Annotated in this window: 16 protein-coding genes and 2 pseudogenes; 3 read left to right on the forward strand and 15 right to left on the reverse strand. The window is 54.3% G+C overall.

Translation table 11 applies throughout. The features are described 5' to 3' along the window. Positions 1–325 precede the first annotated feature (325 nt). The 3 genes from ACHHV8_RS24925 to ACHHV8_RS24935 form a co-directional block, all read right to left on the reverse strand. Positions 326–1480, reverse strand: coding sequence for an MFS transporter (locus ACHHV8_RS24925; protein ID WP_395162107.1), 1155 nt, complete (start codon positions 1478–1480; stop codon positions 326–328). A gap of 274 nt (positions 1481–1754) precedes the next feature. Then, positions 1755–2627, reverse strand: a complete 873-nt coding sequence (locus ACHHV8_RS24930) for a LysR family transcriptional regulator (RefSeq protein WP_395162108.1) — start codon at positions 2625–2627, stop codon at positions 1755–1757. Positions 2628–2651: 24 nt separating this feature from the next. Continuing rightward, positions 2652–3149, reverse strand: a complete 498-nt coding sequence (locus tag ACHHV8_RS24935) for a CYTH domain-containing protein (RefSeq protein WP_395162109.1) — start codon at positions 3147–3149, stop codon at positions 2652–2654. A 237-nt stretch (positions 3150–3386) separates the two neighbouring features. Here ACHHV8_RS24935 and ACHHV8_RS24940 point away from each other — a divergent pair, with 237 nt between their 5' ends. After that, on the forward strand, positions 3387–4082 hold the full coding sequence (locus ACHHV8_RS24940) for a futalosine hydrolase (protein ID WP_395162110.1): 696 nt from the start codon (positions 3387–3389) through the stop codon (positions 4080–4082). Beyond that, positions 4083–4916: a 1,4-dihydroxy-6-naphtoate synthase gene (locus ACHHV8_RS24945; RefSeq protein ID WP_395162111.1), complete on the forward strand. Its 834-nt coding sequence runs from the start codon at positions 4083–4085 to the stop codon at positions 4914–4916. On the opposite strand, the gene ACHHV8_RS24950 is transcribed toward ACHHV8_RS24945, so the two are convergent. The 12 genes and pseudogenes from ACHHV8_RS24950 to ACHHV8_RS25005 form a co-directional block, all read right to left on the reverse strand. Continuing rightward, positions 4843–5265 carry a cold-inducible protein YdjO-related protein gene (locus tag ACHHV8_RS24950; RefSeq protein WP_395162112.1) on the reverse strand — a complete coding sequence of 141 codons (423 nt, stop codon included), beginning with the start codon at positions 5263–5265 and terminating at the stop codon, positions 4843–4845. The two genes, ACHHV8_RS24945 and ACHHV8_RS24950, sit on opposite strands and share 74 nt — an antisense overlap. Positions 5266–5357: 92 nt before the next feature. Next, positions 5358–6653, reverse strand: a complete 1296-nt coding sequence (gene uraA, locus ACHHV8_RS24955; protein ID WP_395163618.1) for a uracil permease — start codon at positions 6651–6653, stop codon at positions 5358–5360. A 241-nt stretch (positions 6654–6894) separates the two neighbouring features. Next, complete coding sequence (locus ACHHV8_RS24960; protein ID WP_395162113.1) at positions 6895–9309, reverse strand: YcdB/YcdC domain-containing protein; 2415 nt, start codon at positions 9307–9309, stop codon at positions 6895–6897. A 134-nt stretch (positions 9310–9443) separates the two neighbouring features. Then, entirely contained in the window at positions 9444–10103 is a 660-nt protein-coding gene (bshB2, locus tag ACHHV8_RS24965) for a bacillithiol biosynthesis deacetylase BshB2 (protein WP_395162114.1), read from the reverse strand. A 79-nt stretch (positions 10104–10182) separates the two neighbouring features. Then, entirely contained in the window at positions 10183–10533 is a 351-nt protein-coding gene (locus ACHHV8_RS24970; protein ID WP_395162115.1) for a YojF family protein, read from the reverse strand. Positions 10534–10681: 148 nt separating this feature from the next. Then, the gene (locus tag ACHHV8_RS24975) at positions 10682–11152 is read right to left on the reverse strand and encodes a Fur family transcriptional regulator (protein WP_395162116.1); all 471 of its coding nucleotides are present in this window, start codon (positions 11150–11152) and stop codon (positions 10682–10684) included. Between the two features lie 263 nt (positions 11153–11415). Beyond that, positions 11416–12504, reverse strand: coding sequence for a Gfo/Idh/MocA family protein (locus ACHHV8_RS24980; RefSeq protein ID WP_395162117.1), 1089 nt, complete (start codon positions 12502–12504; stop codon positions 11416–11418). Positions 12505–12653: 149 nt separating this feature from the next. Further along, positions 12654–13340 carry a class I SAM-dependent methyltransferase gene (locus ACHHV8_RS24985; RefSeq protein ID WP_395162118.1) on the reverse strand — a complete coding sequence of 229 codons (687 nt, stop codon included), beginning with the start codon at positions 13338–13340 and terminating at the stop codon, positions 12654–12656. 183 nt (positions 13341–13523) lie between these two features. Next, positions 13524–14246 carry a response regulator transcription factor gene (locus ACHHV8_RS24990; protein ID WP_395162119.1) on the reverse strand — a complete coding sequence of 241 codons (723 nt, stop codon included), beginning with the start codon at positions 14244–14246 and terminating at the stop codon, positions 13524–13526. 107 nt (positions 14247–14353) lie between these two features. Then, a pseudogene (gene pnpS / locus ACHHV8_RS24995) lies at positions 14354–16160 on the reverse strand (two-component system histidine kinase PnpS). Between the two features lie 67 nt (positions 16161–16227). Next, positions 16228–17106 (reverse strand): bile acid:sodium symporter family protein, encoded by an 879-nt coding sequence (locus tag ACHHV8_RS25000; RefSeq protein ID WP_395162120.1) that lies wholly within the window; start codon positions 17104–17106, stop codon positions 16228–16230. A 117-nt stretch (positions 17107–17223) separates the two neighbouring features. Continuing rightward, a pseudogene (locus ACHHV8_RS25005) lies at positions 17224–18758 on the reverse strand (fumarate hydratase). A gap of 262 nt (positions 18759–19020) precedes the next feature. On the opposite strand from ACHHV8_RS25005, the gene ACHHV8_RS25010 reads away from it, so the two are divergent. Beyond that, positions 19021–19977 (forward strand): polysaccharide deacetylase family protein, encoded by a 957-nt coding sequence (locus tag ACHHV8_RS25010; protein WP_395162121.1) that lies wholly within the window; start codon positions 19021–19023, stop codon positions 19975–19977. Positions 19978–20020 lie beyond the last annotated feature (43 nt).

Here is a 20020-nt window from a genome sequence, read left to right on the forward strand (position 1 = left end):
TAAGACCTTCCGGGTCTTGGAGCTTAATCAGTTATCCAGCTTTCGCTTCCGCTTGCCTCGCTTCGTCAAGAATATCCCGTACTCGTAGGAGGCCACTGAAAAAGGCATCGCTCCGAGTACGGAACATTCTTCCGATCGCTGTTGTCCCTGGATTTCTTTGATTATATACCGCTTGTAGCGGTTGAAATCCAAGGACAAAGGCGAACGCTTTCGCTTCTACAGAACGATTCCGCACGCTCCGCTAGTTTTTCAGTGGCCTCTACTCGTAGCGATGACTTTTTTCAGCGGCCTTACGATTATGGAGCCTTCATCCAATCTCCAGCGATTATGCCGGAGGAGCCGCCGCAGCGATCTCCTCTTCCTTCGAACGGGTCAGCAGCGCCCCGCCGATCAGAAACGCGCCGCTGACGTAAAATACGGAAACCAGCCCTACCGATGAGCCCAGCAGACCGAAAAAGAGCGGCGCAATCAGCTGCGACAAACGATTGGAGGCGAGACGCAGCCCCAGCACTTCGCCGGTCCGGGATTTAGGCGAAGCATTGTAGGTTGTCGTCATGGATAAAGGCTGGCTGCAGCCTAAGCCCAGGCCCATGACCGCGCTGATCAGGCATAGCAGGTACACCTTCCCTGCAAAAGGAACCAGCAGAAAAGCCAAACCTGCCGTAAGAATAGAACCGAGCAGAATTTGATTGCGGCCAAACCTTGCAGTCAACCGCGATAAAAAGAAGCGAACCGCAACCATCGTCACGCTCTGAATCGTAATGATCCATCCGATGGCTGTTGCGGATATGTTCATCTGCACCGCAAGTAAAGGAAAGTACGACACAAAGGTGTCCCTGGAGTACAAGACGAGAGCGCTGGAAACCAATGCCCGGCGGAGCACCGGAATTTTGAGCAGCGTGAACGAACTCCCCTGTCCTTCCGCAGCTTCCTGCTTCGGACGGATAATGACGGGGATCCAGGCGCAGAAAGCGAGCGGCAGCACACCTGCACAAACAGAAACCAGAAACACGGCCGAGAACGAGAAGTGGTCCGTCAGGTAACCTCCCGCAACCGGCCCAAGCACGCCTCCCAATGCGACCGTCATCGAGAACATGCTGAAATAGTGGTCCCGGTTCTCTTTCGTCGCGGCATTGCCGAGCACATTTTGCAGGGAAACCTGAATAAATACTTGAGCAGTGCCTACGATCACCTGCGAGGCGAATAAGGCCCACATCGCAGGAAAGCAGAACGGAAGCGCCAAGCCGAGCATCGCCCCGACAATACCTCCCGCTATAGGGATGCGGTCTCCCAAATGGTCGGCGACCTTCCCCGCATGGATGGCCAGGATGAGGGGGAAGAAAGCATACGCAGCGGTCAGCATGCCGATCTCCCATGTGTTTGCCCCCAAACTGGAAGCGTAGAGCGTCATCATGGGACGGGTCATGTTCAGCATAATCTGAAAACCTAACGCGATGGAATTGACATTTCGTAAAATCATCGGTGTTCACCTCGTGCAACCAAAGTATCGAACAGGCAAGCTGTGAACTTATTGTAAAGGAACTTTAGATATAGATAAAATAGTTATATTTAATATCCAGCCATAGGAAAAGCCAATGTTAAAATAAAAAAATATCCGCCCGTTTCCGGAAGGCTTCCGAAAACGGGCGGAGCATGTATACTTATTCTGAAGAAACACAGCCATCGTGCGCCCTTGTCACCGGATTTCCGCCGCTCCAAGCGGGGAATGAACCATTTCGAGTACGTCAGAGCTTTTACATTAAGCTGTAAACATCCAGCTTCTCGACAAAACGGACGAAAGCTTTGACCATATTCAAGTGAAGCGATTCCTCATGATAAAACATCCACGTGCTGCGGGAAATCGGATTTCCCGACGCATCGGTTAAATCCAAGGTGTACAGCTCCTGGGCATCCTCGATGACCAGTCTTGGCAGTATAGCGAAGCCGAGCCCGTTCATCACCATCTTTTTGCAGGTCTCGCCGCGGTCAACGACCATGCCGATGTGCGGAGGTTCTACGTAGTTCTCCGCCCACCAGCTGTCGATCAGCGCCTTGAACAGCGGATCCGTCTGATAGTCGATTCTCGGCAGAGAAGGCAGCTCGTCCAATGCGACCGGCCGGCTCGAAGCAACGCATACCGGCTCGTCGAACAGCAGCTGCTTGCTGCCGCCCCATTCATAGCTGCCGCGCACAAAGCCGATATGGACATCATGATTATAAATCATGCTGTACACATCCTTGCTCCAGCCGGTCATCACTTTGAATTCGACGTCCGGGTATTCGCTGCGGAACCGTTTCAGCAGCCCCGGGAGCTTATTCGTCGTAAAATAATTGGAGACTCCGAGCCTCAGCGTACCAGCGACCTTGTTGTTCATATTCGAAACATGCTCGTGGATCTGCCTCAGCTTGACCAGCACTTCGTCGGCGCATTTCGCCAAATATTCTCCCTCCGGGGTGAACTGAACCCCTCTTCGGCCCCTCTGCACAATCTTGACCCCGTACTCCTTCTCAATCTGCTGCAGACGCGTAGTCAGCGTAGGCTGTGAAATATATAGCGCTTGAGCGGTTTTGGTTATATTTTGCTGCTCGAACAGCAGCTTCAGTATGAGCCAGTCCCGGTCTTCCATCCATCCTTCTCCTTCGGCCGTTCCTTACGCTTGCGGCAGCTGCAGCTTCATCCAGAGCGTTTTATTCCGGTACTCCTCTTCCGCTCCAAGCTCCCTGCCGAACCAGGCCGGAGCCGAGAACTGCCGGGCGGCTTCCTCATCGGGAAACTCGACTTCAACGACCGTCAGCTCGATTTGCCGGTACTCGTCGATTTCAAAGGTAAACGGTCCGGATTGCACGGTCGTACGAATTTTTTCCAGAGGTACAAAGCGCGTATTTTGCAGCAGCTGCTCGTAAACCGGCTCTGTAATCGCATATTCAATCTCTTCTCTGACCATCCCGTGCCCGGACTTGAACGTATGTGTATATTCCGCCGCTCCGTCATGGTTCACCAGCTTGCGGATGCGGATCTCCTGATCGGAGGAATAAGCCAAATAAGTCTGGTATATCATGATCCGGCTGATGATGCTGATTGCCTGATCCTCCAGCTCCCGCTGCGGGAATGCCGGCAGCAAAAATTTCCTTTCGATTTCTTTACCCATGGCTGGTTCTCCTCTCGTTATAGCCTCGTTCCATTTTACAACAAGACGGCTTTATTTGGTAACGGTCCTGCAGGCAGGCCGCCGAGTTCCCCGGCAGACTGCGAACAGAGCAGACGGGCTATTCTTTTCATCCGCTCCCAAGTGTATTATGATGAATAGAGCGTCGAAATACGCCGCAGCGACACACTTACTGGGCAGAAAGCGGTCAAGCTGCCCTATCATAAGGAGATACCCGCGATGAATGTTCAGAATCACTCTGCTTCAAACACGCCAGGGGCGGCCGTTTCCCGCACCGGGCGTGTCCTTATTATGACCTCGGTGCAAGCCGAGCAGGAAGCGGTGCTGCGCGGCCTGCGCGGAGACGGCCGCTTCGATGTCGTCGTTGCCGGCGTAGGCCCGGCGGCATCGGCGGCCCGCACGGCGGCGGCGCTGGCCGCAGCCGACTACGGCCTTGTGCTGAGCGCCGGTATCGCCGGCGGCTTCAAGGGCCGCGCCGAGCTCGGCTCCCTTGTCGTCGCCAGCGAGATCGTGGCCGCCGACCTGGGCGCGCAAACGCCGGACGGCTTCCTCAGCCTGGACGAGCTCGGCTTCGGCTCGGCCCGCGCCGCGGTGGACGCCGCGCTCGCAGAGCGGCTCGCGGCCGCGCTGCGAGCCGCCGGGCTGTCCGCCCAGGCCGGCCCCGTGCTGACGGTCAGCACGGTCACCGGCACGGCGGAGCGCGCCGCCGAGCTCGCAGCCCGGGTGCCCGGCGCGGCGGCCGAAGGCATGGAAGGCTTCGGCGTAGCCACGGCCGCCCAGCAATGCGGCATTCCCGCCCTCGAGCTTCGGGCGGTGTCCAATCCCGTCGGCCCGCGCGACCGCGGCGCATGGCGGATCGCCGACGCTCTCGCCGCCTTGGAAGCGGCTAGTTCCCTATTACCGGAGGTGCTGTAAATGAATATTGCTTTTTCCCCTTGCCCTAACGATACGTTCGTGTTTCACGCCTGGGTGCACGGGCTGATTCCCGGTGCGCCAGAGCTGAATGTGACGTATGCCGATATCGACATTACGAACACGCTCGCGGCCAACGGCGAAGGCCCGGAAGTTCTTAAAATCTCCTATGCCGCCCTGCCTTGGGTACTAAAGGATTACGCCCTGCTTCCGTGCGGCGGCGCCTTAGGCAGAGGCTGCGGCCCGCTCGTGCTGACCAAGGACGGTGGCTCCGATCCTGCGGCATTGAGCGGCAAGCGCGTCGCGGTGCCGAGCGAGCGTTCCACCGCCTACCTGCTGTTCCGGCTGTGGGCTGCACAGAACGTTCCGGGCGGCGTAGGCGAAATCGTGGTCATGCCGTTCCACGAAATTATGCCTGCGGTCCGCGACGATAAGATCGATGCAGGTCTTGTAATCCATGAAGCCCGCTTTACGTATCCGACTTACGGGCTCAGCCTGATGACCGACCTCGGCAGCTGGTGGGAATCCGATACGGGTCTTCCCATTCCGCTCGGAGCCATCATTGCCCGCCGCTCCATGGATGTGAAGTCGCTGGCTCAATGGACACGCGCTTCCGTCGAGTATGCGTGGGCGCATCCGGAAGCTTCCAAAGCTTACGTACTGGAGCATTCCCAGGAGCTTGCTCCCGAAGTAACCCAAGCGCATATCGATTTGTATGTGAACAAGTTCACCGCCGATCTGGGGGAAGACGGCTATGCCGCCATTACCTCGCTGCTGCACCGGGCTGCACAGGAAGGCCTTGTGCCGGAGTTCGATTTGGCGCTGCTGCGCGGATAAGAAAATATCCGGCCCTTTCCCGGCCGGACAACACAAAAAGCCGTATTGCACCCATCGTGCAACCGGCTTTTTTGCCGTTCCGGGCAAAGCCCCACAGGCTTTGCTCATCGGAAGGGGAATTTAGAATCTTCTTTTTCCAACGATAAAGGTCTTTCTGAATTTCTTGACGGCCACCGGAATTTCCCGGAGGTGCCCGCTCCATAGCGCTTTTACACAGCGGACAGCTCGGCGAAGCTTCCGTTACATACTCGTCCTTAATCCAAGCATTACAATCGGCAGCTGTACACTTCCATATGTGTACTTCCTTGCTTCCTTCTGTCTGTACATCTGTAGTTGTTGTCAATGACATGATACTCCGTTCCTCCTGCGCTTATATCGTAGATTACATATTATCATACAAAGAGTACTTACAATGCAAGTCTTTTTGAAGGAATCATGAATTTAATGCCCCGTTGACGATGATTCTTCTTCATTGGTCAGCCTGCAAATCTGCAGCAGCTTAAAGAACAGGCTCAGTACAATCGTCACGATCGTCGCCAGCGCCATGCCTTTGAGCTCGAAATGCCCCCATTTAAATGTAGCTCCGCTAAGCCCGATAACCAGGACCACGGTAGTCAGGACCAGGTTAATCGGCTTCGAATAATCCACCTTCGTCTCCACCAGCATCCGGATACCGGAGGTCGCGATAACGCCGAACAGCAGCAAAGACACCCCGCCCATGACAGGCGTCGGAATCGTCTGAATCAAAGCCGACAGCTTTCCGACGAAGGAAAGCACGACGGCCAGTACCGCCGCTCCGCCGATCACCCATACGGAGTAAACGCGGCTCAACGCCAGAACGCCGATATTTTCTCCGTATGTCGTATTCGGCGTAGATCCGACCAGCGACGAAATCATCGTCGATACGCCGTTACCCATCAGCGACCGGCTTAATCCAGGGTCTTTGCTCAAATCTTTGCCGACGATGTTGCCGGTTACAATCAAGTGCCCGATATGCTCGGCGATAACGACAAGTGCGGCGGGAGCAATAATCAGGATGCTTGCGGCGTCGAAGGTCGGGCTGTAAAAGGTCGGAAGCTTGAACCATGGAGCAGCCCCCACCACTTCGCCGACATGAACCAGGCCGAGCACTGCAGCCAGAACGTAACCTACCACAATCGCAACCAGAATAGGAATGACCTTCAGCAAACCGCGAAATACGACGGAACCTATTAATCCGACCAGCAGCGTAATCACCGATACCGTGACGGTCGTACTGTCCGGCGACCAATCAGCCGGAGCGCCTGCCGGAGCAATAAAGCCGGCCATATTCGCCGCCGTAGGCACCAGCTCCAGCCCGATGACCGACACAATGGCTCCCATCGCCGCAGGCGGGAAGACCACGTCGATCCAGCGGGTTCCCGCTACCTTGATAACCATCGCGACCAGCGAGAAGATCAAGCCGACGATCAGGAAGCCGCCAAGCGCAGCATTGTAACCCTGGGAGCCCAGCACAACGAACACCGGAGACAGGAAAGCGAAGCTCGAGCCCAGAAACGCCGGAATTTTCCCCTTGGTCATCAGTATGTACAGCAGCGTGCCAATCCCGTTCATCAGCAGGATCGTGGACGGATCGACATGAAACAGGATCGGCACCAGCACGTTGGAACCGAACATTGCGAACAGATGCTGAAGACTAAGCGGAATGCTTTGCCCCAACGGGGGCCTTTCATGAACCTGGATGATGCGAGACACAATGAAACCTCCCTATATGTTACTTTCCGAACGATATCTTACCATACTTTACGGAAAGAGAGGAATTTATTTTACAAATTTCTCTGTCGAATTGCGGTTCTTCCGCAGCAAGGGGGATCGAATGCTGTCAAACAGCGCCGAAACGGTTGTCCTTGGGATACACGCTGTGCCTCCATAGAAAAAAAAAGCCGTCTCTTCGCAGCTTAGCCAGCTGCTGAAAGAAACGGCTTTCTCTTATGAAAGATTAATAGATCGGACGCTGGCGGTCCTGCAAATCGCCCCGCTTTTGCAAATAGCGGAAGAAGGCGGTTGCGGCCTGCGCCTTGGTCACTTCCTGGCTCGGATTAAAGCTTCCATCCGTAAGCGACATAATGTCCAGTCCTACGACGATGGCGGCTTCCCCCACATGCTTGATGCTGGCTTTGTCTGCGAAGCTGGAATTAAAGATACCGTCGTACTTGGTCAGGCTGCTGAAGCCCAGCGCTTTGACAATCAGCTGCGCCATATCTTCGCGCGTCATCTTCGCTTCCGGCTGGAACTCGGTTCCCGGATCGAGCAATCCGCGGTCTACGGCATTTTCCACATAAGCGAAGTAAGCCGAACCTGCGCTCACATCGGAGAAGGAAGCTTTCCGTTCGGCTCCGTAATGGATGCCTCCGCTGCCTCCGTTCATGGCAATAACGAGCATTTTAATCATTTCGCCGCGGGTAATGGACTGATCCGGATTGACCTTCCCGTCCTTCACATCCAAGGCTTCATAATCCAGCATCAATTGAAGCTCATTTTGCGCCCAATGGCCCTCAATATCGTCCACTTTTACCTTTTCCAGCGAAATGATTTCGCCGGTGCTCGCATTCTTCCAATCACCGGTTTGCGCATCCAGCATGACAGGCTCGCGGGTATATTTAGGAAGCAGCGAGTAGACGAGCTGCGCTACCGCAGGCTGATTGCTTGCGCTGCCTGCCGCGCTTGGCGGAATTTCTCCGGCAGCCACCATCAGCTTATATTTGGCATCGAGCAGAATCGGATTGCCGGGCTGATAGCGCGTTGCGTAATTTAACTGGATATCGTATTGCGAGAGCAGCTTTTCCTTCGCTTGATCCAGCTCCAGCACCGCAGGCTTCTGCTTCGGATAGTCGATCGTGCTGATGGAGTTATAGAAGCTTACAATCGCTCCCGTTTCGCGGTCGATACTTACATTAACTCCCTCGTATCCTGCGTTAACCCCGTCGATGACACGTTTGAAATGAATGTCCCAGTTGCGCATTTGCTTCAGCTGATCCGGCTGAATGTCCTTCTCCGCAATCATATCCGGCACAAGCTCGCTCGTATAAGCGGGAAGCTGCTGCTTCACGAACTCAATGGCTTTGGATTTCGCTTCCTCCTGCGATACTTTTGCGTTTACCGCTTGGGATCCCGCTCTGTCGTAAGGGATGCTCACATTGTAATTCTGAATCTCGCCGGTCTTGCTGTTAACGGTGGCCCAAATGGAATTGTCCACACGTTTGAAGGCTGCGCTGTCTTCATCCTTTTCCGTATCGGGCAGGCTCCAACGCAGATTCCAGCTGGAATTGATCTCACCGTTGTCCTGGTTCGTATACTCATTATACGAAGCCTCTTCCAGCTTGGCGCTGCTGGCTACGCCGAAGGCGGAGGTTACTTTTTGAATCGCCTGATCCTTGGTTAAATTCTGGCTGGAAGAAGCTTTCTCTCCCAGCGGCTGCGCGGTGATAGGCTCGCTTGATGCGGCCGGCGCAACCGGCTGCTGGGTCGGGCTCCACGGTTTTCCGTCAGCCGCGTTCAACTGGAAGGAATCCATCGTATAGGTAATGACCGGCGTTTTCTTATCCTTGGCTTGGTAAGGGATCTGATAGGTCAAGGATACATTGGATTGTTCATGAAACGCTTTGGCCGCTTCCTCCAGGCCGATCGGCTTCACATTGCTCTCGAAGGTAACCGAATCGTCCCAATTATAGTTATAGCCTACGACTTGGCCTTCTCCGTTCACGGTAACGTTAACGCCGTTCTCCGGATAAGGAACTCCGTTAACCGACCGGTCATAGCGGATATTGTACTGATAATTCCCGTCCAGCGGGGTACGGAACGATTTCTCGTCGCGATCGTTATACAGCAGCTGCTCCTTGTCGTTCAGATCCATTTTCAAAATCCACGCAGCCGCAATCTCTTTGGCCTGCTTGTAATCCGCTTTCGGCGGGTAGCTCGGCTTATGCGACGGGTCGTTGTCATACATCGAATAACCGGTCAGCTTCCCGTCCAGCCCGTTGACTGTCAAATTGAGGTTGCCGTAGTATTGATCCTTCACCCGTTTCACATAGTTCAGGTTCCAGCTTGGAATGCTCTTGCCGTTCTGATTCATGTATGAGTTCAAATAAACCGATTCCAGCGTATAGCCGTCCGGAATTTGTATGTATTTCTTGGCTGCCGCGATAGCCTGATCCTTCGTGATTTGAGGGTCTGTCTGTGAAGCGCTGTTGTTGCCCGGGATCGGCGGTACGACCACTTTGCTGACCGGAGCCATTGGTGCCGCTTCATCGGCCCATACCGGGGAGAGCTTGTAAGCAGAAGCGCCGATGCGATAGCTACCGTTCCTGCCGCTTTTACGAGTTTCAAAACGAATTCCTCCTCTATATTGTTCCAAATGCGTTGCTATCCCATAGACGAGGCACATCGGCAAAAGGTTGCGGAACAATTGCCATTTATAACAAAAAATAAAAAAGAGCCTGCTCTCAGAAACCGCATACGTCGGTTCCGCAGAACAAGCTTCTGCTCTTTTTATTTAAAAGGGTACGTCCAGAACTGCTCCTTGCCAAGCCTTCCCCTCAGCTCAGGGTCGTCGAACGATTTATTATCCAGGAAAACCATTAACTGAAACTGGGATCGGTGAGCTTGAAACGAGGCTACCTTGGACTCGAGAAAATCCGTCACATCGTTCGTCACATCCGGTTGTCCCAAAATGTCCCTGCACCCTTTGGAAAAGGCGGCGCAGTGAACCTTCGGACGCTGCCCCTCGGGCATCTCTCCTACGGCGCGAATGACGGCCGCACCTGTTGCATCGTGGTCCGGATGGACGCTGTAGCCCGGATAAAACGTCAGGATGAGCGAGGGATTCAGCTCCGCAATCAGCCCGGCCAGCTTCCCGCCCAGCAGCTCCGGATCCTCGAATTCAATCGTTTTATCCAGCAGTCCCAGCATGCGAAGGTCCTGGACGCCGATGGCGCGGGCAGATGCCAGCAGCTCCTCCTTGCGGATGTCCGCCAGCGTGACCCGGTTGGCAAACAGCGGATTGCCCATGTTCCTTCCCATCTCGCCTAATGTCAGACAGGCGTAGGTGACCGGCGTCCCCCGGCTGATATAGGCTGCCAGCGTACCGGCCAGATAGGTTTCATCATCCGGATGCGGCAGCACGACAAGCACATGTCGTTCCTTTTCCATCTTGACAATCTCCTTTTTTCCGATAGCATGATTGCGCACTCTGCATTTATTCTTCAAGGGTCTCCTTCCGGGCAGCGGCCTAAAAAGGCTCCCGGCCCAGCTGCAAAGAAACGACCAGCTTCCCGTCTTTATCGTGTCCGGCAAGAATAAGCCTTCCGCGTGCCGCCTCGCCCGGATCCCAATGCGTCAAGCCTTCCGCATAAACCCAGCCTTGTCCGATTTTCAAACCGACGCGGTAGGGCCCCCCGCCTGCAATCGACCCGAGAGTATAACGGATCTCACCATTGCGGATGAACGTACCTGCCGTTATCTTCGAACTGTCGAGATGGGAGGCATAGGCTCCCGTCGTCATTTCGAGATGCAGGTACAGATCCTGTTCCTTGAGCGCGTCAATCGCCTGCTGCACACCTGTAGCATCAATGAGCTGCATCTTACATTCCTCCGTCCGAGTCGCTCTACTCTGCTTCTACGGCCGGCAAACCGGCCTCGCAGCAGTTTCATTATACTCCTCCCGAGGAAGAAAATATATCCGATTCCGCTGCTTAATCTCACGCTGCCAAGGCCAATCCGCCTGCTTGTTACATGGCCAGCGCCATTGCTTCTTCCTGCTTCGCAGCCGTTCTTTGCAGTCTCTGACAAGCCTCGCAGACACCGGAAATCTCCATGTAAACCTGCTCCGCGCGAAAGCCGGGAATGGCGGAATGGGCCATAGGCAGACTGCCCTCGTAATCCGAGACGCTTCCGCAATGAAGACAGTGCAGATGATGGTGCGGAAGCACATGAATATCGTATCGAGCCACAGGATTATGCCCGATGTACAATGCCTTCAGCAGATCGAAGCTTTGAAGCAGATGCAGATTTTTATACACCGTCGGACGGCTGACCACCCTCGGATGCTCCGCATAGATGGCATCGAACAAGGCTTCGGCGGACGGATGGGACAAACTTTTCTCATAGAGAAAGGTTAAAATGAGCTGCCGCTGATGGGTCATCCGGATGCCCTCCGCGGCCAGCTTGTCATAAGCCTGGCGGTACGTAATTTTCATCATGCGTTCCTCCTGTCAATTTATATATAATGAATAAATGCGACGGGCCTGAAAACATAGCTGCAGCTGCTGCCCTGTCACCACTTATTATATTTAGACTTGATCTAAATTTATGTTCTAAGTGTACCACTCCTTCCGTTCGTCTTCATGAATATTAGATGAAGTTTTCATAAAATCTTATGGTCCGTATGTCAATCCATCGGACAAATCAAAACCGGACGCCCCTTAAGAGACAGGGACGTCCGGCTTCATTCTTTCGCTCAAATTCAGTTGTTATCGAAATAAACGGCTTTGCCCGTTTTGGAGGACTCATAGATCGCCTCAAGAATTTCCGACACGACGCAAGCCTGTTCCGGCGTCACCACCGGCTCCTTGTCCTGCTCGACAGCCTCCAGCCACAGCCGCGCTTCCAGATCGGCAGGGGATTCCTTAGAGCCGTCATAGAAATCTACGCCCTTGGCATCCAGCTGAATCTGGTTGGTGAACAGCCGGCTGTGCTTCTCGCCGTTAATCCGCAGTCCGTCCTGCATGTCTGCGCCGCCCTCGGTGCCGCACAGCGTCGTCTTCGCTTCGCCGGTTTGCAGCATGTTGATGGCCCAGCTCGATTCCAGTACGATTGTTGCGCCGTTCTCCATCGTAATCATCCCGAACGCGGAATCCTCGACCGTGAATTTCTCAGGGTCCCAGGAGCCCCAAGCGTTCGCCGCGTTGGCTTTGCCCGACAGCTTGTGGAACGCCGTACCAAGTACAGCCTTAGGCTTGTAATTGTCCATCATCCAGAGCGTCAAATCCAGCGCATGGGTGCCGATATCGATCAGCGAACCGCCGCCCTGCTTCTCTTCATCGAGGAATACGCCCCAGGTCGGAACGGCGCGGCGGCGGATTGCATGCGCCTTAGCGTAATAAACTTCGCCAAGATCGCCTTCGGCGCAGATCGTTTTCAAATATTGGCTGTCCGGACGGAACCGGTTCTGATAGCCGATAGTCAGCTTTTTGCCCGTACGCTTGGCGGCTTCCACCATACGGCGCGCATCGGCGGCCGTCTTCGCCATCGGCTTCTCGCACATGACATGCTTGTCCGCTTCCAATGCGGCGATGGAAATATCCGCGTGGGAGTCGTTCGGCGTGCAGACATGCACTATATCGATGGAGCTGTCGCTCAACAGCTCCTTGTAGTCCTCATATACTTTGGCATCCGGAGCCCCGAATTTGTCGGCAGCCTCCCGGGCGCGTTCGGGTACGATATCGCAGAAAGCGACCATCTCCGCATTCGCTTGATTTTTCAATGCAGGCATATGCTTTCCGTTCGCAATTCCTCCGCAGCCGATAATTCCGATTCTAAACTTTCTCGACATGTACTAATGTCCTCCTTTGGTCTGTTGAACGAATTGCTGGGTTACAGCATCACTCCCCCATAGTATAGACAACTTGCAGCGAAAAAGATATTTTGAATCTGGCGCACCTTGTATGCGATTTTGGCATTATGATCCGTAACTACCGCAACCTAAGGCTTGTAGAACCCGACCAGCAAATGCCCGTTGTACACCTGCAGAGAATTGAGCCAGAATCCGGTCTGGGAAGCCAGAACGAAGATTTCGTCGATCGTAAAATATTTGCATTCCGCATCGACAAACGGATCGCCCGGCTTGTAATATGGCACCTCCAAAATATCCGTCCACGCATTACGGTGGGTAAAGGCCCTTGCCCACGGCGTGGACAGCAGCAGCACTCCGCCGGAGGCCAGACTGGCGTGAAGCTTCCGGAAAACGGGGATCGGATTGTAATTCATATGCTCCAGTACCTCCGTGAACAGGACGATATCGAACGTTTCCTCCCACGGGATCGGATCCGATTCGATATTGCAGCGGGCCCAGGCAATTCCATAGTCCTTCTCCAGCTGCGTAGACCAATACGCATCGGTCATATCCAGCCCGTACCCTCGGGCGCCCGACAGCGCGCTGTACAGCAGCAGCGTTCCATAAGCCGTGCCGACATCCAGCACTTTCTTCCCTGCCGTCTGAAGCGCCGTGTCCAACGCGTTAAGCAAAGGATACCAGTAGGTCGCTTCGGCATCCTTATAAGCCTCCAAATAGTAGCTCCGTTCCTTCTGCTGATGATATTGTGCCAGCACTTGCTGGGCGCAGCTTAATCTTTCCGCTTGAGGCAGCGCCTTAAACCGGACCGTATCCATAGCACTCTCTCCATTTCATGTGAACCAGAATGAATCCTAATGTATATGCGAGGCGCCGCCGATTCATGCTTCTTGAGCCACCGTGCAACCGTACAGCCTTGCTAACGTGCAACTACAAAAAAAGCGCCCGGAAGCCGGTAAGCTTCACAAGCGCTTGTATGTCTGTACTATAAACGAACCCGGTCAGGCTTTCTTCGCCGGCGCGGAAGCGACCAGCTTATAACCGACGCCGCGGATCGACTCAATCTGCACGCTCTGCTGATTCATCTCCAGCTTCTTGCGCAGGGAGCTTACGTGAACGTCCACCGTCCGCTGTCCGCCGATGTAGTCGAAGCCCCAGACGATATTCATCAGATCGTCCCGCGTTACCACCACGCCGGGACGCTGAACCAAGTAGAGCAGCACCTCGAATTCCTTCGGTCTCAGCGAGATCGACTCCCCGTTCAGCATGACCTCATACTTTTCGGGATAAATAAACAGGTCGCCGGCCGAGATGACTTTCTCCCCGTTCCCGTTCTTCTCCTGCAGCTGCTCCTCCGACATCGTTCTGCGCAGCACCGCTGATACCCGCGCCAGCAGCTCCGCTACGCCGAAGGGCTTCGTAATATAGTCGTCAGCCCCGTATTTCAAGCCTTGAACGACCTCTTCCTCGGCATTGCGGGCCGTCAGAATGATGACCGGCGTTTTATTGCCTTTCTGCCGCAGCTTGGACAAGATTTCAAATCCGTTGAGCCCCGGAAGCATAATATCCAATATGATAAGATCGAACGACTGCTGAAGCGCCGTTTGAAGCCCTTCGCTGCCATGGTCGACAACCTTCGTTTCGTACCCTTCCTGCGATAAGTTATACGATAGCAATCTGGCTAGCGTAGGCTCGTCTTCAATAACCAAAATTTGTTGTGCCATGGGAATCCCCCGATTTCACTGTACTTCTATAAACAATTTGTAAACCGTTAAGCCAAGCTTAACATAGCATGAAAAGGAAGGCAATTGATGTTTGCCGTACCAAGGCATCAGTGGAGGATCGGCAGTTCGATAATAAACTTGCTGCCCACGCCTACTTCGCTTTCCACCCGGATCGTTCCTTTATGCAGCTCGACCAAATGCTTCACAATAGATAACCCCAAGCCGGTTCCGCCGGAGCTTCGCGAACGCGCTTTATCCACCCGGTAGAAGCGCTCGAAAATACGCGGCAGATCCTTCTTCGGAATACCGATTCCGGTATCGGATATGGTCATCCGTATGCGCTCGTCCTCCGCGCTCTGTCCCTCGCCGGGCAGGGATTCCACCTTGATCTTCACTTTGCCGCCCTCAGGCGTGTAGTTAATGCCGTTCGACAAAAGGTTGATGAGGATTTGCCGCAGCCGGCCCTCGTCCGCTTCCATATACAGATTCTCATCCACCTGCATTTCCAGCTCGATCGATTTCTTCCTCGCCTCCGCATTCGTCACATGAAGACAATTGCTGACGAACGAATGCAGCGCAATTGGCGAAAACTGCAGCGGAATGCGTTTGGATTCGATTTTGGACAGCTCCAGGATGTCGCCGATCAGCCGGTTCAGCCGCTCGCTTTCGTCAAAAATAATTTGCAGAAACGACTTGGCCGTGTCCTTGTCGTTCAGCGCTCCGGCCAGCAAAGTTTCAGCGAAGCCTTTCACTGCGGCAATCGGCGTCTTCAATTCGTGCGATACGTTCGCGACGAATTCGCTGCGCATCCGCTCCAGCCGGCGTACCGCCGTGATGTCATGCAGCACGATCAAAATGCCCGCCCACTCATCTTCCGCATGGGAAATCGGACTTACATTAATTTCCAATATACGTTCCGAAGGATAGTAGAAAATCATCTCGTCGCGAATATGCTCGCGCAAGTCGATGCATTCCTGAATCAGCTGCGTGAATTCGAACTGCTGCTTCGCTTCATCGAATTTTTTGCCGAGCAGCTCCTGAGCCGAGAAGCCCAGAATATCTTCCCCCGAGCGGTTCAGCAGCACGATTTTCCCGTCCCGGTCGACCATCATGACGCCGCTGATCATATTTTCCATCACGCTCTTGAGCCGGCTCTCATCCTCGAGAATGCGGTTCATCTGCAGCTGCAGGCTGTCCGCCATCCGGTTGATCGCCTGCCCGAGCTGGCCGATCTCGTCCTTCTTGCGCACATGCACGCGCGCTTTATAGTTCATATTCGTAATCTGCTGCGCGACCCGGGTGATCATCTCGATCGGCCGGGTAATCCCGTAAGCGACCCGGTAGCTGATCAGGCCCGCAATCAGGAATACCGTCAGGAGCCCCAGCAGCACGCCGTACCATACCTGACGAATAGAGGCTTCAACCTCCTCCAGGCTCATGGCAAGCCTCACATACCCTTGGATAGGACCAGCTGCCGCCCGCTTTCACCGGTACGACAACATACAGCATATTGCGCTGTACCGTGGTGCTGTACCGTATATCCGATCCGACCGCCCCCGTTTCTCTGGCCTCGACCACTTCCTTGCGCATCAGATGGTTTTCCATCGTTTCCACATCATGATCCGAGTCGCCCAGCACCTTACCGTCCCCGCGAATATAGGTGACGCGGGCATCGGCAGATGCCTTCAAGCGATTTGCCAGCCCGGTAAAATATTGAATCTGCTCCGCTTCCGTCCCGTCCTGCTTCCAGTCCAGCGTAACGAGAATCACCTTCAGTTCCCGCTGCATGTTGGCTTGCAATGCGTCCATGTGCGAGTCCTTCAGCATTTTCACCATAAACAGGCCCGCAGCCAAAACCGCCGCCCCGATCAGCACAATAAATATTAACGTCAGTCTTGCCCGAAATTTCTGCATCCGCAAACGTTCCTTCCCCGAAAAGATAGGTGATTCGAAGCCTGTCCGGCATCAAATAGCCGTAACCTCAATATCTTAGCGTTTCATTCTGGGGAATGCGAGTTAATTTTTTGTAAAGGCGTGTATGTTCTAGTTTCTTCAACGCATAGTGATTTAATGTGGCGAAGGGCTGCTGGATCAGGATCGACAGCACGACCGGCACCGCCGTTAAAGGCTCGAAATACGCCAGCGCAAGCACCAGCCCAAGTGAAATATTTCGCATGCCGGATGAGAAGGAAACGGCTACTATCAGCTCCTTCTCCTTCAGCAGGAACATGGAGGCGAACCCGATCAGGTAGCAAAAGACGACCATCACGACCACGAGCGGGATAACGACCAGCATATCGTTCTTCATTTGCATGACATAAGGCTGAATCGCAGCCGCATTGATCGCAACAACGGTAATCATCGCAATCTTGGACGTAGGCGCGCAGAACGGAGCCGACCAGCTTTTGAACGTCCCCTTGGATAGCTCATTCACCATCACGCCGAGTATCGTCGGCACCACAATAATTTTGATCAAATCGAGCATGACTTTCACATGATCGAATTCGATATCGGCGCCGAAGAACAGGGAAACCTCAACCGGAATGACAAACGGGCTTAATGCCGAATCCAATACGACCATGGATAGAGCCAAGGGAACGCTGCCCTTAGACAGGCCGATCCAGATGATCGAAGAGACTCCGAGCGGAATGACGGTAAACAGCACAAAGCCGACAACATACGGTGATTGGGTTCCAAAAAAGCGGTCCCGAGCGCATAAGCCGCGACCGGAGCGATCACGTGGGCCGCCGCGAATATGATCAGCATCGGCAGCGGCATGCGGAAGGCTTGGCGGATTTGCGCCCAGCTGCAGCCGGTCGCCATCACAAACGTCAAATAGGCGAAAAGAAAGGGTACCCACGGTACCCCTCCTTTTAAGCCGCCCGAGAACAGAAACCCAAGTATCAAACATACCGGGACAAAGAGCGACAAGTATTTTTCGATCACGGCGTTCAGCCGGATTCCGAATGAGCTCATCTTAAGCGAAGACCGTTTCTTTGAACTCGGACAGCTTTTCGAGCGAGCTTTTGTCCACTTCGGCATGCAGGCTGTTTCCGTGCGAGTCCATCGTCACAATCGCTGCGAAGCCTTCCGTCTGCAGATGCCACATCGCTTCCGGCGTACCGAATTCCAGGAAGTCCACACCGTTTACTTTCTTGAAGCACTGCGCATAATACTGCGCCGCTCCCCCGATCGCGTTCAAATATACGGCCCCGTGCTCTTGCAGCGCGGCCAATGTTTTGGCGCCCATACCGCCCTTGCCGATGACGGCGCGAATACCGAACTTCTTGATGATCGTGCCTTGGTAAGGCTCCTCGCGGCTGCTCGTTGTAGGTCCTGCGGCTTTTACGTGCCATTCGCCGGACTCATCCTTCGCCATGACCGGTCCGCAGTGATAAATCGCCGCTCCGTTCAGGTCGATAGGAGAATCGTCGTCCATTAAATATTTGTGCAGCGCATCGCGGCCGGTATACATTGGGCCGTTGATGATCACGACGTCGCCTACGCGCAGCTGGCGGATTTGCTCCTCCGAGATCGGCGTCTGCAGAACAACCTCGCGGCGTTCAGCCTGCTCAGAGCCAGCTGTCTCCGCTTCCTGCTTCATGGAGACCGTGTCTCCCTGCGGATAAACCCATTCCTGGATTTCGCCGCTGTTCGCATCGAGAATGACGCCCTGTCTGCGGAACGCCCAGCAGTTATACGCCACGGATACGAAGAAGCTGGCTGGCAGACGGTTGGCGACGCCCACTTTACAGCCAAGCAGCGACACCTGTCCGCCGAAGCCCATCGTACCGATGCCCAGCATGTTAGCGTGCTCCATCACGTAGTCTTCCAGCTTGCGGAGCTCCTCGTTCGGATTGACGTCATCTGCGTGACGGAACAGCTGATGCTTAGCCAGCTCGTAACCGCTTGTGCGGTCGCCGCCGATGCCTACGCCGATGAAGCCGGCACTACAGCCTTGACCCTGCGCCTGGTATACCGCATGCATAATGCACTTGCGGATGCCGTCCAGATCGCGTCCCGCCTTGCCTAGACCTTCGAGCTCCGTCGGCAGGCTGTATTGAATATTTTTGTTCTCACAGCCGCCGCCCTTTAAGATCAGCTTCACTTCGATATCGTCGCGTTCCCATTGCTCGAAGTGGATGACAGGTGTTCCCGGCCCAGGTTGTCTCCGGTGTTGGAGCCGGTCAAGGAATCGACCGAATTGGAGCGCAGCTTGCTGTTTTTTGTAGCCAAAGCGACAGCCTCGCGAATTTGCCGCTTCATCACGATCTGGTTGGCGCCTACAGGACAGTGAATGATGAAGGTCGGCATCCCCGTATCTTGACAGATTGGCGATACATTGCATTCCGCCATATCGATATTGTTGGCAATGGTAGACAAAGAAATGGCTGAACGGGTACCGGCATCCTCACGCTCTTGGGCGGATTGAATGGCGCGGCGCACGTCAGCCGGCAGATTCGTCGACGTTTCGACGATCAGTTTATAAACACTATCTTGAAAATGCTGCATGGATAAAAATCTCCCTTCCGAAATGGCCTGCTCGATATATTTAGTATAAAAAGCACATATGTATATAATAGCATATTCGACAACGTCTAAACACCAGGAAATACGGCATATACCCGTCGATGGCGGCCCTTCCCCGGGGCCAATTGGAAGCTTCGCAAAATATGTCTCTGCCTCTCATCCGGACAGAAGGAATTTATATAGAATAATAGAATATTAGTGCAAACCGTGAAATATGGATTATCCAAAGGAGCCCGTGATCCTCATGAACAAGCTCACCTTTAAAGCCGCCATGCTGAGTCTTCTTGGCTTTGGTCTCCTGCTTCCCTCTCTCAATGCAGCGAAATCCAATGTACTTTATAAAGACCAGGTCGCTGTGATCATGTACCACCATATCGATGACGATGCCCAAAGCGGAGGAACGATCACCACCCGGCTGTTTCACGATCAGCTGGCGCTTCTCAAGAAGAAAGGCTACCAATTCATTACGCTCCGCCAGTTCAAGCATTATATGGAGGGCGCCTCCGTTCCGAATAATGCCGTCCTGGTCACCTTCGACGACGGCTATGAAAGCTTTTATGATAACGCTTACCCCTTGTTAAAAAGCATGCGTATTCCCGCTGTCAATTTCGTTATTACGAATGACCTGGAAAATCCGCTCGCCAGCTATATTCCGTCCATGTCGCAGGACGAGATTATCGAAATGACGAACGATACAAATTTTATCGATGCCCAGTGCCATTCGGACAATTTTCATTATAAGCTTGCCGACGGCAGCGCCGCGCTGGTCGGACGCATGGCGAACGGCGGAAGAAAGGAAAGCGACGAGGAATACAAGCAGCGCGTCATCAGCGACACGCAGAAGTGCGTGTCCAAGCTGGCGGAGCTGTACCCCGAGCCGATTGATGCCTACGCTTATCCCTACGGCATTTATGATAAGCCTTCGATCGATTATGTCCGCCAGGGCGGGATGAATTATGCGTTCACGGTGCTGCCGGAAATGGCAACCCGCAATCTGGATCCGATGCAGCTGCCGCGGATCAACGCAGGCAACAGCGCGATTACGCCGGATGGGCTGGAGCGTTCCATCCTCCGGCGGGTCGTGGCGCTAAGCCCTCCGGCGGCGGAGGTTCCTTTGCTGGAAACCGTAAGCCAGCTGGGCGGCAAAGCAAGCCTGTCCGGCGGCGGTCAGGTGCAGCTCCAGTACCAGGATATCCACTGAACCGGCAGCATCGGCAGCCCGAAGCTGACCGCAGGAACCGCAG

This window comes from Paenibacillus sp. TAB_01 (genome assembly GCF_043945595.1).
Lineage (GTDB): Bacteria > Bacillota > Bacilli > Paenibacillales > NBRC-103111 > Paenibacillus_S.

Bases quoted from the DNA above. Each gene is read 5' to 3' on its own strand.
- ACHHV8_RS24925 (WP_395162107.1), bottom strand. From the start codon at position 1,480: ATGATTTTACGAAATGTCAATTCCATCGCGTTAGGTTTTCAGATTATG.
- ACHHV8_RS24930 (WP_395162108.1), bottom strand. From the start codon at position 2,627: ATGGAAGACCGGGACTGGCTCATACTGAAGCTGCTGTTCGAGCAGCAA.
- ACHHV8_RS24935 (WP_395162109.1), bottom strand. From the start codon at position 3,149: ATGGGTAAAGAAATCGAAAGGAAATTTTTGCTGCCGGCATTCCCGCAG.
- ACHHV8_RS24940 (WP_395162110.1), top strand. From the start codon at position 3,387: ATGAATGTTCAGAATCACTCTGCTTCAAACACGCCAGGGGCGGCCGTT.
- ACHHV8_RS24945 (WP_395162111.1), top strand. From the start codon at position 4,083: ATGAATATTGCTTTTTCCCCTTGCCCTAACGATACGTTCGTGTTTCAC.
- ACHHV8_RS24950 (WP_395162112.1), bottom strand. From the start codon at position 5,265: ATGTCATTGACAACAACTACAGATGTACAGACAGAAGGAAGCAAGGAA.
- bshB2 (WP_395162114.1), bottom strand. From the start codon at position 10,103: ATGGAAAAGGAACGACATGTGCTTGTCGTGCTGCCGCATCCGGATGAT.
- ACHHV8_RS24970 (WP_395162115.1), bottom strand. From the start codon at position 10,533: ATGCAGCTCATTGATGCTACAGGTGTGCAGCAGGCGATTGACGCGCTC.
- ACHHV8_RS24975 (WP_395162116.1), bottom strand. From the start codon at position 11,152: ATGATGAAAATTACGTACCGCCAGGCTTATGACAAGCTGGCCGCGGAG.
- ACHHV8_RS24980 (WP_395162117.1), bottom strand. From the start codon at position 12,504: ATGTCGAGAAAGTTTAGAATCGGAATTATCGGCTGCGGAGGAATTGCG.
- ACHHV8_RS24985 (WP_395162118.1), bottom strand. From the start codon at position 13,340: ATGGATACGGTCCGGTTTAAGGCGCTGCCTCAAGCGGAAAGATTAAGC.
- ACHHV8_RS24990 (WP_395162119.1), bottom strand. From the start codon at position 14,246: ATGGCACAACAAATTTTGGTTATTGAAGACGAGCCTACGCTAGCCAGA.
- ACHHV8_RS25010 (WP_395162121.1), top strand. From the start codon at position 19,021: ATGAACAAGCTCACCTTTAAAGCCGCCATGCTGAGTCTTCTTGGCTTT.